Source organism: Streptomyces sp. NPDC045899 (genome assembly GCF_056431485.1).
The window spans coordinates 118141-132408 of the sequence record NZ_JBWKKP010000018.1; the positions used below are offsets into that span (position 1 = coordinate 118141).

The following is a 14268-nucleotide window of genomic DNA, read 5'->3' on the forward strand; positions in this document are numbered from 1 at the left end:
AGGCCCTAGGCCCTCGGGGTCACCTTGGTCAGACCGTTGATGATGCGGTCCATCGCGTCCCCGCCCGTCGGGTCGGTCAGGTTCGCCAGCAGCTTCAGGGTGAAGCGCATCAGCATCGGGTGGGTCAGCCCGCGCTCGGTCGCCAGCCGCATCACCTTCGGGTTGCCGATCAGCTTCACGAAGGCGCGGCCCAGCGTGTAGTAGCCGCCGTAGGTGTCCTTGAGGACCTTCGGATAGCGCTGGAGCGCCATCTCCCGCTGCGCGGCGGTGGTCCGGGCGTGCGCCTGCACGATCACATCGGCGGCCAGCTGCCCGGATTCCATCGCATAGGCGATGCCCTCGCCGTTGAACGGGTTGACCATGCCGCCCGCGTCGCCCACCAGGAGCAGCCCGCGGGTGTAGTGCGGCTGGCGGTTGAACGCCATCGGCAGGGCGGCGCCGCGGATCGGGCAGGTCATGTTCTCCGGGGTGTAGCCCCAGTCCTCCGGCATGGAGGCGCACCACGCCTTGAGGATCTCCCGCCAGTCCAGCTCCTTGAAGGACGAGGAGGTGTTGAGCACGCCGAGGCCGACGTTGCTCGTCCCGTCGCCCATGCCGAAGATCCAGCCGTAGCCGGGCAGCAGCCGGTCCTGCGGACCGCGCCGGTCCCACAACTCCAGCCAGGACTCCAGGTAGTCGTCGTCATGGCGGGGCGAGGTGAAGTACGTGCGCACCGCGACGCCCATCGGACGGTCCTCGCGCCGGTGCAGCCCCATCCCCAGTGACAGCCGGGTGGAGTTGCCGTCGGCGGCGACGACGAGCGGGGCGTGGAAGGTGACCGGCGTCTTCTCCTCGCCCAGCTTGGCCTCGACACCGGTGATCCGGCCGGTGCGCGGATCGGTGATCGGCGCGCCCACGTTGCAGCGCTCGTACAGCCGCGCCCCGGCCTTCTGCGCCTGGTTCGCCAGCTGCTCGTCGAAGTCGTCGCGCTTGCGGACCAGTCCGTAGTTCGGATAGGCGGCCAGATCGGGCCAGTCCAGCTCCAGCCGCACCCCGCCGCCGAGGATCCGCAGACCCTTGTTGCGCAGCCAGCCCGCCTCCTCGGAGACGTCGATGCCCATGGCGACCAGTTGCTTGGTGGCGCGCGGGGTCAGCCCGTCACCGCACACCTTCTCGCGCGGAAAGGCCGTCTTCTCCAGCAGCAGTACGTCCAGACCGGCCTTGGCCAGGTAGTACGCGGTGGTGGAACCGGCCGGTCCGGCACCGACGACGATCACGTCGGCGCTGCGCTCCGAGCTCCCGGAGGACATGCTCTGGGTGGGTGCGGTCTCGCTCACGCGGGGTCTCCCGAAGCCTCGGTAACGGCGTGCCGGTCGCGCCGGGCACTGGACAGCAGCAGTCTATGGGGGCCGTAGTCGACCACTCGCGAAGGGCCGCCCCTGATGACCGTGACCCAGCCCGCCGTACACCTGCGCGTGCCCACCCCCGAGGACGCCTCGGCCTGGCACCGCGTCTTCGACGATCCGGAGGTGATGGAGTTCCACGGCGGTGCCTCCCATGACCTCGCCCACTACGAGGAGTTCACCGCCCGCCAGCGCGCGCACGCCCAGGCGCACGGCTTCTGCCTCTACACCCTGCTGAACGGCTCGGACGAGGTGATCGGCTTCACCGGCGCCCAGCCGTGGCCCCAGGACTGGGGTCCGGTGGGCGAGATCGAGATCGGCTGGCGGCTCGGCCGGGCGTACTGGGGCCGCGGCTACGCCACGGTGGCCGCCGAGGCCGCGCTGGAGCGGGTGCGCGCCGCCGGAGTCGGCCATGTGGTCGCGATGGTGCACGCCCGCAACGAGCGCTCCATAGCGGTGACCCGGCGGCTGGGCATGCGCCCCGCGGAGCACCTGGAGTCGCCGGTCTCCCGGGTCCCGGCCATCTGCCACCGGCTGGACCTGTGAGGCCACCGGCCGGACCGCGGCTGCGGGCCGGCTGTCCGGCCTCCGGGCGGCGGCCGGAAGCCGCCTACTCCGGCCGGTAGGCGCGGTGCAGGGCCACCACACCGCCGGTGAGGTTCCGCCACGCGGGCCGGGACCAGCCCGCCCGGCCCAGCCGCGCGGCGAGTCCGGCCTGGTCGGGCCAGACACGGATGGACTCGGCGAGGTAGACGTACGCGTCCGGGCTGCTGCTGACCGCGGTGGCGATCGGCGGCAGCGCGCGCATCAGGTACTCCGTGTAGACAGTGCGGAACGGCGCCCAGGTCGGATGGCTGAACTCGCAGATGACGATCCGGCCGCCGGGCCGGGTCACCCGCAGCATCTCTCGCAGCGCGCCCTCGGTGTCCTGGACGTTGCGCAGCCCGAAGGAGATCGTGACGGCGTCGAAGACCCCGTCGGCGAAGGGCAGCCGGGTCGCGTCACCCGCGGTCAGCGGCAGCCCGGGGTGGCGCTTCTTGCCCTCCTTGAGCATGCCGATCGAGAAGTCGCAGGGGACCACGTAGGCGCCCGCGGCACGGAAGGGCAGCGAGGAGGTGCCGGTGCCGGCGGCGAGGTCGAGCACCCGCTCACCGGGGCGCGCGTCCACCGCGCGGGCGACCGCCTTGCGCCACTGACGGGCCTGCCCGAGGGACAGCACGTCATTGGTGCGGTCGTACTTGGCCGCCACGTCGTCGAACATGGCGGCGACTTCCTGCGGCTGCTTGTCCAGGGATGCTCGGGTCACAGCCCCATTGTTCACCTCGCGCGGGACGGTCCGCCGCAGGGGTCGGTCCCCGCCGCGTCCCGGCTCACCGGCGCCGGTGCACCAGCCGCCCGTCCAGGGCCGTGACGAGGCAGTCACCGTCGTCGGCGAAGACCGCGAAGTCGGCGACGCCGCCCGGGATCAGGGCGCGCGGCCGGGGGCCGGATGCCTCCCGGATGCCGGACCGGGCCACGGCGGTGCGGACCACGGGCCGGATGAACGGCCCCGTGAGCACGGTCGTGCCCCGCGCCAGCAGCCGCTGCACCCCGCGCCGGGCACTGGCGCCCCAGCGCGCGTCGGTCAGCTCCAGGGCCGCGAGCGCCTCCCCCGTGAGCGGTTCGACGCCGAGCTCATCGGCCTCGCGCGGATCGGGGTGGTAGGCGGCCTCCAGGTACGCGGCGCCGTCCGGTTCGTAGCGGCCGGGGGTCAGCGTCCCGTCCCACTCCCGGATCCGGGCGCGCTCGCCGTACTCGGCCAGGAGGTCCTCGTACGGCCCGATGGCCTCGAAGCGGGCGCCGGTGACGACCACCGCGTACCCGGGCTCCGTCCGCTCCTCGGACGGGTGGTCCACCACGAGGCGGACCGCACGCACACGGTGGATCGTCAGCACGGGAGCGCGGTCACTTCGCGTCGATGAGCTTGAGCTCGGGGTGGGCGGTGCCACCGTCGATCGCCGTGGAGGAGACATGGGAGACGACGCGGTCGTCGACCGGGTCGTTCGCCGGGTCCTCGTGCACCACCAGGTGCTCGTACGTCGTGGCGCGCTGCGCGGGGACCCGGCCCGCCGCGCGGATCAGATGCAGCAGCTCCATCCGGTTGGAACGGTGCCTGGCACCCGCCGAGGAGACCACGTTCTCCTCCAGCATCACCGAGCCCAGGTCATCCGCGCCGTAATGCAGCGACAGCTGACCGGCCTCCTTGCCCACCGTCAGCCAGGACCCCTGGATATGGGCGACGTTGTCCAGGAACAGCCGCGCGATCGCGATCATCCGCAGGTACTCGAAGATCGTCGCCTGCGTCTGCCCCTTCAGCTTGTTGTTCTCCGGCTGATACGTGTACGGGATGAACGCGCGGAAGCCACCGGTGCGGTCCTGCACCTCACGGATCATCCGGATGTGCTCGATCCGCTCCGCGTTCGTCTCCCCCGTCCCCATCAGCATCGTCGAGGTGGACTCCACTCCCAGGCGGTGGGCGATCTCCATGATCTCCAGCCACCGCTCACCGGACTCCTTCAGCGGTGCGATCGCCTTGCGCGGCCGCTCCGGCAGCAACTCCGCGCCCGCCCCCGCGAAGGAGTCCAGACCCGCCGCGTGAATCCGCCGGATCGCCTCCTCCGCCGACACACCCGAGATCCGCGCCATGTGCTCGACCTCGGACGCCCCCAGCGAATGGATCACCAACTGCGGGAACGCCTTCTTGATCGCCGAGAAGTGCTCCTCGTAGTACTCGACCCCGTAGTCGGGATGGTGCCCACCCTGGAACATGATCTGCGTACCGCCGAGCTCCACGGTCTCCGCACAGCGCTTCAGGATGTCGTCGAGATCACGGCTCCAGCCCTTCGCCACATCCTTCGGCGCGGCGTAGAACGCACAGAACTTGCACGCCGTCACACACACATTGGTGTAGTTGATGTTCCGCTCGATGATGTACGTCGCGATGTGCTCCGTACCGGCGTAACGACGTCGGCGCACCGCGTCCGCGGCCGCACCCAACGCGTGCAGCGGCGCGAACCGGTACAGGTCGAGCGCTTCCTGCGGTGTGATGCGGCCCCCGGCTGCGGCGCGGTCGAGGACTGCCTGCAACTCTGCGTGTGCGGTCACCGGGGCGTACCTTTCGGAGGTTCACGGGCGGACCGAATCAGCCTACGCCAGCGGTGATGCGCCGTTCCGGGGGCGTGTCCCGTCCGTGCGAGCGCCCCCTGGCGACGGCTAGGTCCTGTCCTGTCGATCTTCGTGGATCAGGCCGCGGCGTCTGGCGCCGTAGCTCGCAAGGCGGAGGGTCGTCCTTGTACTGGGGTACTCGGATGATCCCGACAACGCGGCGAGGTGCGGTGCCAGGCGTCGCGGGCCCACGAAGATCGGCAGGACAGGGCCTAGCGGAGCCTGTGCAGGGTGCCGCTCGGATCGCCCGCGCGGTCGTCCTTCGCGCGGTAGCGCAGGGTGTCGCCCGCGAGGACGAACCGCTCCTGGGTGGAACCGTCGCTGCACCCCTCCTGGGGCCGGTCCCGCTTCAGCGCGGCGTCGAGCCGGAGTTCACCGGAGGAGGCGGAGACCAGTTTCCAGGTGCTGTCGCAGCGCAGCACCGACAGCGTCACCCGGCCGGTCGCGACCTGCTCCCCGACCCGGCCCTGCCGGAAGGTGATGGTCATGGTGCCCACGGGGATGCCGGAGTCCGAGGTGAGGTCGCCGCGCCAGGTGCCGAGGAACGTCTTGGGGATCGCGCCGGGGCCCGCGCCGTCGCCGGGCGTCGCCGAGGTCGGCGGTGTCGCGGACGGGCTCCCGCCGGGCCGGGCGTCGCCGCGTGAACCGGCCTTGGTGTCCTTGCCGCTGCCGGGCAGGACGTCGAAGACCACCGCGGCGGTCGTCGCGGCGGCCAGGGCGCCCGCGACGGAGAGCACGAGGGTGCAGCTGAGCGCCTTGGGGCGGTTGCGGCCGCCCACGGAGGCGCTGAGCGCGACACCGCGTCCCCGCTCGGGAAGCGGGGCGGGGTACGACGGCGGCGGAGGAGGAGTGGTGCGGTCGGCCGGTTCACGGCCCGGGAAACCGCCCGCGTACGAGGGGTCCGGGGGGCCGAAGGCGCCGAGGGCGGGCGATCCGGCGGTGGACGGCCCGGGGACCCGGGCCGGAACCGGAGCCGGGGTGTGGGGCGCCGGCCGGTCCGGGCCGGCGGCGGACGTCTCCTCGGCCCGCGGTGCGGGGGTCGCTTCCGCTGTCACCTCCGGTTCCGCGGGCGCGGCTTCCGCGTCGCCGGTCGGTTCCGGATCCTCCGTTTCCGCCTCCAGATCGAGCAGTTGCACCGCCCGCCGGCTCACCCGCTCCACCAGCGTCCCCGGCAGCCAGCCGGACCGCACGAGCCCCGAGGCACCGTCCGTGGGCGCCAGCCGCCGGACGATCTGCTCCGGGGCGGGTCGGTCGGCGGGGTTCTTGGCGAGGCACGCGGCCACCAGCTCGCGCAGATCGCCGGTGAGCTGCTCGCTGAGCCGGGGTTCGGCGTGGACCACCTTGTACAGCAGCGCCGCCGAGCTGTCGCCCGGGAAGGGGCCCTCGCCGGTCGCCGCGTACGCCAGCACCGAGCCCAGCGAGAAGACGTCCGCCGGACCGCCGACGTCCTCCCCGAGGATCTGCTCGGGCGCCATGTAGCCGGGCGACCCGATGGACGCCCCGGTGGAGGTGAGCGAGGCGGTGCCGTCGGTGGCGCGGGCGATCCCGAAGTCGATCAGCCGCGGCCCGTCGAGGGCCAGCAGCACATTGGACGGCTTGACGTCCCGGTGGACCAGGCCCAGCGCGTGCACGGCGGCCAGTGCCTCCGCGAGCCCCGCCCCCAGCGCCCGTACCGACGCCTCGGGAAGCGGTCCCTCGTCGGATATCGCCCGGCTGAGCGAGGGGCCCGCCACATAGCCGGTGGCCACCCACGGCACGGCGGCCCCGGGGTCGGCGTCCAGCACCGGCGCGGTCCACGCGCCACCGACCCGGCGCGCGGCCTCGACCTCACGCCGGAAGCGCGCGCGGAACTGCTCGTCCAGCGCGAAGTGGGGGTGCACCACCTTGACCGCGACCGTGCGCCCTCCGGCGCTGCGCCCGAGGTAGACACGGCCCATACCGCCCGAGCCGAGCCGTCCGAGCAGCCGGTACGCGCCGATGGCCCGTGGGTCGTCCGCTCCCAGCGGATCCATGGCGTGCCTCCCCCGTCGACGGCGCGGTCCAGCTTAGGCGGGCCCGCGAAGGCGGCCCAGTGATCCGGTCCGTCGCCGCGCACGTCCGCGCACGCCGCCGACACCACCGGACGCCGCGGACGCCATCGGACGCCGCGGACACCACCGGACGGCACGGACCGCTCAGACCCCGGAGGTCTGCCCGTCCAGCAGTTCCACCCGGACGTCCGCCGGGTAGCCCCCGTCATGTCCGGTCCGGCGGGCGAACTCCGCGATGCCCTTCAACTGGGCCCGGCCGAGGCTGAAGTCGAGGGTGGTGAAGTAGCGCTCCAGCACCGGCGCTTCCAGGGCCTCCCAGCGCGCCGCCTGCTCGGCGACCTTGCCGACCTCCTCCAGCGAGAGGTTCCGGGAGGCGAGGAACGCCTCGTGCACCTTGTGCACGATCACCGGCTCCCGCTCCAGGTAGTCGCGGCGGACCGCCCAGACCGCGAAGACGAACGGCAGCCCGGTCCACTCCTTCCACATCTGACCGAGGTCATGGACCTGGAGGCCCAGCCGGGACGCCTCGTGGAGGTTGGCGCGCAGCGCGGCGTCACCGATGAGCACCGCCGCCTCGGCCTCCTGCATCATCAGGCTGAGGTCGGGCGGGCAGGTGTAGTACTCGGGGGTGACCCCGTACCGCTCGGCCAGCAGCAGCCGGGCCAGCCGTACGGAGGTGCGGGAGGCCGAGCCCAGCGCCACCCGCGCGTGGTCCAGCTGCTCCAGCGGCACCTGCGAGACGATCACGCAGGACATCACGGGCCCGTCGCAGCCCACCGCGATGTCCGGGAGCGCCACCAGGTCGTCGGCGTTGCGCAGGTACTCGACCAGGCTGATCGGGCCGATGTCGAGGTCGCCGCGGACGAGCTGGTCGTTCAGGGCGTCAGGGGTGTCCTTGGTGAGCTCGAAGTCGAGGAGCGAACCGGTCCGGGCGAGGCCCCAGTACAGCGGCATGCAGTTCAGGTACTGGATGTGGCCCACTCTCGGGCGGCTGCGCCGGCGGTCGCCGTCGGGCGTGACGCCGTCGGAGGCACCCTGTGTACTCCGCGAGGGGGAACTCGGTGAAATGTCCACGTGCGGAGGCTAGCCCCGCACGGCGCCCACGGCGGCGGCGGGGTGCCGCGGGCCCCCGGCGATTCTCCGGCAGTAGCTGCGCGACCTGCGATCTTATCCATCTCCGAGGCGCTGGAAACCCCACTTATTCGTGATCTTCGGCTCTTTCCCCTCGCACACGCTGCGTGCTAAGCTCGCCGCAAGTTGCAGTTTGGTTTCCCTTGCAGTACAGAGCCTGCGGAGCATGTAACCGCGGGCTTTTGTAGTTTTCAGACTTCTTGCAGGTTCTGGAGCAGGGCAACCCTTTGGCCCAAGGAGGGCTTATGGCTACCGGAACCGTCAAGTGGTTCAACGCCGAGAAGGGCTTCGGCTTCATCGCCCAGGACGGCGGCGGCCCCGATGTCTTCGTTCACTACTCCGCGATCAACGCGTCTGGCTTCCGCTCCCTCGAGGAGAACCAGGCCGTGACCTTCGACGTCACCCAGGGTCCGAAGGGCCCGCAGGCCGAGAACGTCAGCGCGGTCTGATCTAGCAGTACCCAAGGAGCCCTGCTCCCTCCACACCGGTGGGGGAAGCGGGGCTCCTGCCTTTCCGGACCCCGGACCGGGGTCACCCCTCCCACCTGCGGAAATCCGCGAGCTCAAAGCCCGGAGAGACCACACGGCTCACCAGCACCTCCTCGTCCGCCGCCGGACGCGCCGCCTGCCACACCCTCGGCGGTACGACGGCCTGGGGCCGCTGCCCGGCCGCGATGTCCGGCCCCAGCGCCACCTCGGCGGGCTCATCCGTCTCCGGCCGCTCCCCCGGCCCGCCCAGCAGCAGCCGCAGTGGACCGCCCCGGTGCCACAGCCACAGCTCGGCCGAGAGCACCCGGTGCCAGTGCTGCTCCTCACCGGGGGTCAGCAGGAAGTAGACCGCCGTGGCCGTGGCCCGGTCACCGGTGTACCCGGGGAGCGGGGCCGAGACCGCGCCGCGCCAGGTCTCCCGGTACCAGCCGCCCTCGGGGTGCGGCCGCAGACCGAGCCATTCGGCCGTGGCGGGACGACGGGTCATGGCCATGCTCGCTCACCGCTCTCACACGTCCGGCAGGGCCCGTTGAGACTAGCCAGCGCATAGAGGACGGCGGCGGCGCACCGCGGACACGCGCGCCCGATCAGGTGACCGCGCGCCCCGCAGGCGGGGCCGATGACACCGCGTCAACCGACCTACCCGGCCGGGTGCGAGACGGCCTCGCGGGCCCATCCCTCACCGCGCAGCACATTGCCCAGCCCGGCCCAGGCGAAGTCCATCAGCGTCGCCGCCGCCTCCTGGGCCGACGGCCCGCCCTGGTCACCCGCCCAGTCGGCCAGTGACTCCGCCGCGCCCACCAGGGCGTACGCGATCGCGGCCACATCCGCGCGGTCCAGCCGCTCGCGCGCCGCGTTGTCCCGCGCCGCCACGGCCAGCAGCTGGGTCACGAAGGCCACCAGCTCCTCCCGCATCGCGGCCACCTCATGCGCGAACGGCCGTCCGTGCGTACGGGCCTGGACGTGCAGCAGCGTCCAGCCGTCCGGGTGGGCGGCGGTGTGCGTGAAGAAACCGCTCAGCCCGCTCCACAACTGCCGGTCGGCGGAAGCCCCCTGCTCCACGGCGGCGCGCACCGCCGCCACCAGGGCCGCGGCCTCACGCCGGATACAGGCCGCGAACAGCTCCTCCTTGGAGTGCAGATACAGATAGACCAGCGGTTTGGAGACCCCCGCCAGCTCCGCTATGTCGTCCATCGAGGCGTGCTGGTAGCCGCTGCGCGCGAACGCCCGCACCGCCGCGTCCAGCATCTGCTGCTCCCGCACCGCCCGTGGTACGCGCTTGCCCCTCGTCGCCCCGCCCACGCAGGCAGCCCCCTCTTCGATCCGTGCCCCCGCACACATATCGCCGCCTAGCCTAGGCGCCCGCCGGACCGGCTCATGCCCCGAAGCAGGTGAACTCCTACGGGACATGGCCCCGCCCCGTCGATGGTGCGCACACGGTTCGGCGGCGGCAGCGGATCAGGAACGTCCTGACCGGGATCCTCATAGGCGGCCGTACGGATGAAGTCGCGCGCGACGCCGAGACCCGCCTGAAGGGCGGTCGTTAGCGGGACGTCCGTACGACTTCCCGTGAAAGGGTCCTTGATCGTGCTTAAGAAGCTGTCCGCCCTGACCATGGCCGCGGGGGCACTGCTCGCCGTGGGCGCGAGTGGCGCGCACGCCGACACCGGCAACGATTCTGATCAGACGGGTAACCAGGTCAACGCATGCGAGTCCTCGAGTGCTATCGAGGGCAACCTCGCCACTGCGAACAGCACCAACCCCACTCTCGGCGCCCCGACCACGACCCATTGCAGCAACAACATCATCTACGTCGTTAACGACGTACCCGTGGACTAGCCGGAGGCAGACGCCGATGCGGGCGTTCGCGGAGTCGGCCGGGGGACCAACCGGTCGCCCCGCACCTCAACTCAGCACGTACAACGCTGCGCGTACTGGCATGGTCCAAGCCAGGTGCCCCGCACGACAAGAGAACGCGTGCACCCACCGCACGGGCTGAGGCGTCGCGGGTGGCGGCCGTCGGCCGTAATAGGCAGCCACCGCGGGGCGAGCATCCAAGAACGGGGGCCGATCGGGCGCAGCGCCCCCGTCGTGTCCCCTCCGACGAGCCGTAGCGCGTCGTCCCCAGGGCCGCACCATTGCCCAAGACCCGGACAGCCCAGTGCCCCCGGACCTCAGTGAGGTGCGGGGGCACCGGACTTGTGCTTGCCGTGGACGTCCGGTGCTACGCGGCTGCCGGGACCGTCTGCGGCTCAGCGGTCACGTCGTCCAAGTCGACGCTCTTCACGTTGTTGTATGCGTCGCGGTCGAGGATCTTCTCCCGGGCCGAGACCAGGACCGGGACCAGGGCCTGGCCCGCCACGTTGGTGGCGGTCCTCATCATGTCCAGCACCGGGTCGATGGCCATCAGCAGACCCACGCCCTCCAGGGGCAGGCCCAGCGTGGAGAGGGTCAGGGTCAGCATGACCGTGGCGCCGGTGAGGCCCGCGGTGGCGGCGGAGCCGATGACCGAGACGAACGCGATCAGCAGGTAGTCGCCGATGCCCAGCTGGACGTCGAAGATCTGGGCGATGAAGATCGCGGCGATGGCCGGGTAGATCGAGGCGCAGCCGTCCATCTTGGTGGTGGAGCCGAACGGCACCGCGAAGGAGGCGTACTCCTTGGGGACACCCAGGCGCTCGGTGACCTTCTGGGTCAGCGGCATGGTGCCGACCGAGGAGCGGGAGACGAAGGCCAGCTGGATGGCGGGCCAGGCGCCCTTGAAGAAGTTCAGCGGGTTGACCTTGGCGACCGTGGAGAGCAGCAGCGGGTAGACGCCGAACATCACCAGCGCGCAGCCGATGTAGATGTCGGCGGTGAAGGTCGCGTACTTGCCGATGAGGTCCCAGCCGTACTCGGCGATGGCGAAGCCGATGAGGCCGAGGGTGCCCAGCGGGGCGAGGCGGATGACCCACCACAGCGCCTTCTGGAGCAGTTCCAGCACCGCCCGGCTCAGATTCAGGACCGGCTCGGCCTTCTCACCGAGCTGGAGGGCTGCGACGCCCGCCACGGCGGCGAGGAAGACGATCTGGAGGACGTTGAGCTCGGTGAACGGTGTGACCACGTCGGTCGGCACGATCCCGGTCAGGAAGTCCAGCCAGGAACCCGCCTCCTCGGGCTTGGCGCCGTCCTTGGGGGTGAGGTCGGTGCCCGCGCCGGGGTCGGTGAGCAGACCGATGGCCAGGCCGATGGCGACCGCGATCAACGAGGTGGCCATGAACCACAGCAGGGTGCGGGTCGCCAGCCGGGCGGCGTTGTTGACGTTCCGCAGGTTGGTGATCGATATCAGGATCGCGAAGAAGACCAGCGGGGCCACGGCCAGCTTCAGCAGCTGGACGAAGATCGAGCCGATCTTGTCGAGCGTGGTGACCAGCCAGCTGACGTCACCGCTGCGGGCGACCCAGCCGAGCAGCACACCCAGCACCAGGCCGAGCAGGATCTGGGCCCAGAAGGGCACCTTGGGCAGGCGGAAGGACGACGACGTCTTGGGGGACGTCTCGGGAACGGACGACAACGGACACACTCCGGGGAGGTCACAGTGAGGGAGAAGCAGAAGAGCCAGGAGTCCGTACGGGATCTCCGGCCGCTGTACGCGAGGTGGGTCAGCGGCGGCGACAGGCCGCGGACAGGCAGCGGCAAAGATCGATGTGCAGGCGCGCCACGAGCGGAACGCTCGCTGCGATACGGGGCGCGGCTGCTGTCGTCATGACAAGTACGTTAACACCGCTGCTTTGAGTAACCCAAAGAAAATCTTTGGGGATGGTTCCCCGGGCCGGCCCGGCACACGGCAACGCCCGTGGGTCAGCGGATGCTGACCCACGGGGCGTGCCGAAGCGGTGTGGGTGGTGTGAGGAGCGTTACAGCGGGGCCGGTGCGGCGCCGGTCAGACGCCGTCCTCCTGGCTCTGGTTCGCCGCCAGGCGCTCCTTGGCGCGGTCCACCCTCCCGGCGACCTGGACCGCCATGGCCTCCCGCTGCCTGCGCAGCAGCACCCAGCTGAGCGGGGCGGAGACGACGAGGGCGAGCAGCGCCACCCAGAACAGGTTCGACCGGCCGAGACCCGAGGGGACCAGCCGGAACCAGACCAGCGCCCAGATGGCCAGGAAGGAGCCGGCAAAGATCCCCAGACGCATCAGGGTGTAGCGGAACGTGGCGCTCGGCTGGAGTGACACGGCTGGACTTCTTTCTGCTGGGGAGATCTGCCCTCCCAGTGAAGCACGTCCGCATTTCGATCAATTCAGCGGCAGCCACATCGTGATGTCGTCGCGGAACTCGCCCTCCGCGACTCGGATCGCGTCCGGTACCCGGCCGACCTCCTTGTAGCCGCAGGAGCCGTAGAACCGCTCCAGACCGCGGCCGCCCCGGCAGGTCAGCCGTATCCCGGTGATTCCGCCCAGTCCGCGGGCGGCCTCCCCGGCCGCCGCCATCAGCGCGCGGCCGTATCCCTTGCCCTGGTGGGAGGGGTGGACCATCACGGTGAACAGCCAGCACCAGTGGCGCATCAGCCGGTGGGTGTTGAGGCCGAGGACGGCGGTCGCGGCGACCCTGCCGTCCTCGTCTCGGCCGACCAGCAGCCGGGCGCGGTCCTCGGCCATCGCCACCAGGTGCTTGACCAGCTCCGAGCGGACGTCGTCGACCGTGACAGGGGGTACGAAGCCGACCGCCCCGTCCGCGTTCGAGGTGTCGGCCCACAGGGAGCAGATCCCGTCGCGCAGCTCGGGGGTGACAGCCGGGTCGAGTTCGAACGTCAGAGGCATGGGCCGACGATAACCAGCCGGGACCTCACACCCGCATGGGCTGGGGGGACTCGCGGCGGTCCGGGTCGGGGCCCTCGTAGTCGCGGATGATCTCGTAGCGGGTGTTGCGCTCGACCGGACGGAAGCCCGCGTCCCGGATCAGATCCAGCAGATCGTCACGGGTCAGCTTGTTCGGCGTCCCGTAGTTGTCCGCGTCATGGGTGATCTTGTATTCGACGACCGAGCCGTCCATGTCGTCCGCACCGTGGTTCAGCGCCAGCTGAGCCGTCTGCACCCCGTGCATGACCCAGAAGACCTTCACATGCGGGACGTTGTCGAACAGCAGCCGCGAGACCGCGAACGTCTTCAGCGCCTCCGCGCCGGTCGCCATCGTCGTCCGCGCCTGGAGCCGGTTGCGGATCTTGCCGTCCTTCATGTCCACGAAGTCGTGCTGGTAGCGCAGCGGGATGAAGACCTGGAACCCCCCGGTCTCATCCTGGAGTTCCCGCAGCCGCAGGACGTGGTCCACCCGGTGCCGGGGCTCCTCGATATGCCCGTAGAGCATCGTGCACGGCGTCTTCAGACCCTTCTCATGGGCCAGCCGGTGAATCCGCGACCAGTCCTCCCAGTGGGTCTCGTGGTCCACGATGTGCTGCCGGACCTCCCAGTCGAAGATCTCGGCGCCGCCGCCGGTCAGCGACTCAAGGCCCGCGTCGATCAGCTCGTCCAGGATCTCCGACGCGCTGAGCCCGGAGATCTTCTCGAAGTGATGGATCTCCGTGGCGGTGAACGCCTTCAGCGAGACCTCCGGCAGTGCCTCCTTCAGCGCCCGCAGCGACCTCGGGTAGTACCGCCAGGGAAGGGTGGGGTGCAGACCGTTGACGATGTGCAGCTCGGTGAGGTTCTCCCCCTCCATCGCCTTGGCGAGCCGCACCGCCTCCTCGATCCGCATCGTGTAGGCGTCCTTCTCACCCGGCTTCCGCTGGAACGAGCAGTACGCACAGGACGCGGTGCACACATTGGTCATGTTCAGATGGCGGTTGACGTTGAAGTGCACGACATCGCCGTTCTTACGGGTGCGCACCTCGTGGGCCAGACCGCCCAGCCACGCCAGATCGTCGGACGCGTACAGGGCGATGCCGTCCTCACGGGACAGCCGCTCGCCGGCGAGAACCTTCTGCTCCAACTCCCGCTTGAAACCCACGTCCTGTGTGGTCGCCGTCACGCGGTCGCCTCCCATGCGTTCGCCCCCTGCGTCC

General features: G+C 70.8%; 15 protein-coding genes. 3 read left to right on the forward strand and 12 right to left on the reverse strand.

The genetic code is table 11. The features are described from left to right. Positions 1 to 5 precede the first annotated feature (5 nt). Positions 6 to 1289, reverse strand: a complete 1284-nt coding sequence (locus tag AC07FT_RS25235; RefSeq protein ID WP_479178216.1) for a geranylgeranyl reductase family protein — start codon at positions 1287 to 1289, stop codon at positions 6 to 8. A gap of 132 nt (positions 1290 to 1421) precedes the next feature. On the opposite strand from AC07FT_RS25235, the gene AC07FT_RS25240 reads away from it, so the two are divergent. Then, positions 1422 to 1928, forward strand: a complete 507-nt coding sequence (locus tag AC07FT_RS25240; protein ID WP_479178186.1) for a GNAT family N-acetyltransferase — start codon at positions 1422 to 1424, stop codon at positions 1926 to 1928. 64 nt (positions 1929 to 1992) lie between these two features. Here the strand turns inward: AC07FT_RS25240 and AC07FT_RS25245 are convergent, their stop codons facing one another. From AC07FT_RS25245 to AC07FT_RS25265, 5 genes are all read right to left on the reverse strand, one after another. Then, positions 1993 to 2688 (reverse strand): demethylmenaquinone methyltransferase, encoded by a 696-nt coding sequence (locus AC07FT_RS25245; protein WP_479178187.1) that lies wholly within the window; start codon positions 2686 to 2688, stop codon positions 1993 to 1995. A gap of 64 nt (positions 2689 to 2752) precedes the next feature. After that, positions 2753 to 3316: a hypothetical protein gene (locus AC07FT_RS25250; protein WP_479178188.1), complete on the reverse strand. Its 564-nt coding sequence runs from the start codon at positions 3314 to 3316 to the stop codon at positions 2753 to 2755. A 10-nt stretch (positions 3317 to 3326) separates the two neighbouring features. Next, positions 3327 to 4526: a cyclic dehypoxanthinyl futalosine synthase gene (mqnC, locus tag AC07FT_RS25255; RefSeq protein ID WP_471202803.1), complete on the reverse strand. Its 1200-nt coding sequence runs from the start codon at positions 4524 to 4526 to the stop codon at positions 3327 to 3329. A 272-nt stretch (positions 4527 to 4798) separates the two neighbouring features. Beyond that, the gene (locus AC07FT_RS25260; protein WP_479178189.1) at positions 4799 to 6598 is read right to left on the reverse strand and encodes a serine/threonine-protein kinase; all 1800 of its coding nucleotides are present in this window, start codon (positions 6596 to 6598) and stop codon (positions 4799 to 4801) included. Between the two features lie 162 nt (positions 6599 to 6760). After that, on the reverse strand, positions 6761 to 7597 hold the full coding sequence (locus tag AC07FT_RS25265) for a menaquinone biosynthetic enzyme MqnA/MqnD family protein (RefSeq protein WP_479178190.1): 837 nt from the start codon (positions 7595 to 7597) through the stop codon (positions 6761 to 6763). Positions 7598 to 7992: 395 nt separating this feature from the next. On the opposite strand from AC07FT_RS25265, the gene AC07FT_RS25270 reads away from it, so the two are divergent. Continuing rightward, positions 7993 to 8196: a cold-shock protein gene (locus tag AC07FT_RS25270; protein WP_009715975.1), complete on the forward strand. Its 204-nt coding sequence runs from the start codon at positions 7993 to 7995 to the stop codon at positions 8194 to 8196. An 82-nt stretch (positions 8197 to 8278) separates the two neighbouring features. Here AC07FT_RS25270 and AC07FT_RS25275 read toward each other — a convergent pair whose 3' ends face one another. After that, positions 8279 to 8728, reverse strand: coding sequence for a cupin domain-containing protein (locus AC07FT_RS25275; RefSeq protein ID WP_479178191.1), 450 nt, complete (start codon positions 8726 to 8728; stop codon positions 8279 to 8281). A gap of 146 nt (positions 8729 to 8874) precedes the next feature. After that, on the reverse strand, positions 8875 to 9576 hold the full coding sequence (locus tag AC07FT_RS25280) for a TetR/AcrR family transcriptional regulator (protein ID WP_471202795.1): 702 nt from the start codon (positions 9574 to 9576) through the stop codon (positions 8875 to 8877). 246 nt (positions 9577 to 9822) lie between these two features. Here AC07FT_RS25280 and AC07FT_RS25285 point away from each other — a divergent pair, with 246 nt between their 5' ends. Next, positions 9823 to 10074 carry a hypothetical protein gene (locus AC07FT_RS25285; RefSeq protein ID WP_479178192.1) on the forward strand — a complete coding sequence of 84 codons (252 nt, stop codon included), beginning with the start codon at positions 9823 to 9825 and terminating at the stop codon, positions 10072 to 10074. A 385-nt stretch (positions 10075 to 10459) separates the two neighbouring features. On the opposite strand, the gene AC07FT_RS25290 is transcribed toward AC07FT_RS25285, so the two are convergent. The 4 genes from AC07FT_RS25290 to mqnE all read right to left on the reverse strand — a co-directional run bounded on the left by AC07FT_RS25290 (position 10460) and on the right by mqnE (position 14234). Further along, a complete protein-coding gene (locus AC07FT_RS25290) occupies positions 10460 to 11788 on the reverse strand; it encodes a dicarboxylate/amino acid:cation symporter (protein WP_479178193.1) in 1329 nt (442 codons plus the stop codon). Between the two features lie 369 nt (positions 11789 to 12157). Then, the gene (locus tag AC07FT_RS25295; RefSeq protein WP_479178194.1) at positions 12158 to 12445 is read right to left on the reverse strand and encodes a DUF4229 domain-containing protein; all 288 of its coding nucleotides are present in this window, start codon (positions 12443 to 12445) and stop codon (positions 12158 to 12160) included. A 60-nt stretch (positions 12446 to 12505) separates the two neighbouring features. Next, entirely contained in the window at positions 12506 to 13030 is a 525-nt protein-coding gene (locus AC07FT_RS25300; protein WP_471202789.1) for a GNAT family N-acetyltransferase, read from the reverse strand. A gap of 25 nt (positions 13031 to 13055) precedes the next feature. Then, a complete protein-coding gene (gene mqnE / locus AC07FT_RS25305; RefSeq protein WP_479178195.1) occupies positions 13056 to 14234 on the reverse strand; it encodes an aminofutalosine synthase MqnE in 1179 nt (392 codons plus the stop codon). Between the last annotated feature and the right edge of the window lie 34 nt (positions 14235 to 14268).

Bases quoted from the DNA above. Each gene is read 5' to 3' on its own strand.
- AC07FT_RS25235 (WP_479178216.1), bottom strand. From the start codon at position 1,289: ATGTCCTCCGGGAGCTCGGAGCGCAGCGCCGACGTGATCGTCGTCGGT.
- AC07FT_RS25240 (WP_479178186.1), top strand. From the start codon at position 1,422: ATGACCGTGACCCAGCCCGCCGTACACCTGCGCGTGCCCACCCCCGAG.
- AC07FT_RS25260 (WP_479178189.1), bottom strand. From the start codon at position 6,598: ATGGATCCGCTGGGAGCGGACGACCCACGGGCCATCGGCGCGTACCGG.
- AC07FT_RS25270 (WP_009715975.1), top strand. From the start codon at position 7,993: ATGGCTACCGGAACCGTCAAGTGGTTCAACGCCGAGAAGGGCTTCGGC.
- AC07FT_RS25275 (WP_479178191.1), bottom strand. From the start codon at position 8,728: ATGGCCATGACCCGTCGTCCCGCCACGGCCGAATGGCTCGGTCTGCGG.
- AC07FT_RS25280 (WP_471202795.1), bottom strand. From the start codon at position 9,576: ATGTGTGCGGGGGCACGGATCGAAGAGGGGGCTGCCTGCGTGGGCGGG.
- AC07FT_RS25300 (WP_471202789.1), bottom strand. From the start codon at position 13,030: ATGCCTCTGACGTTCGAACTCGACCCGGCTGTCACCCCCGAGCTGCGC.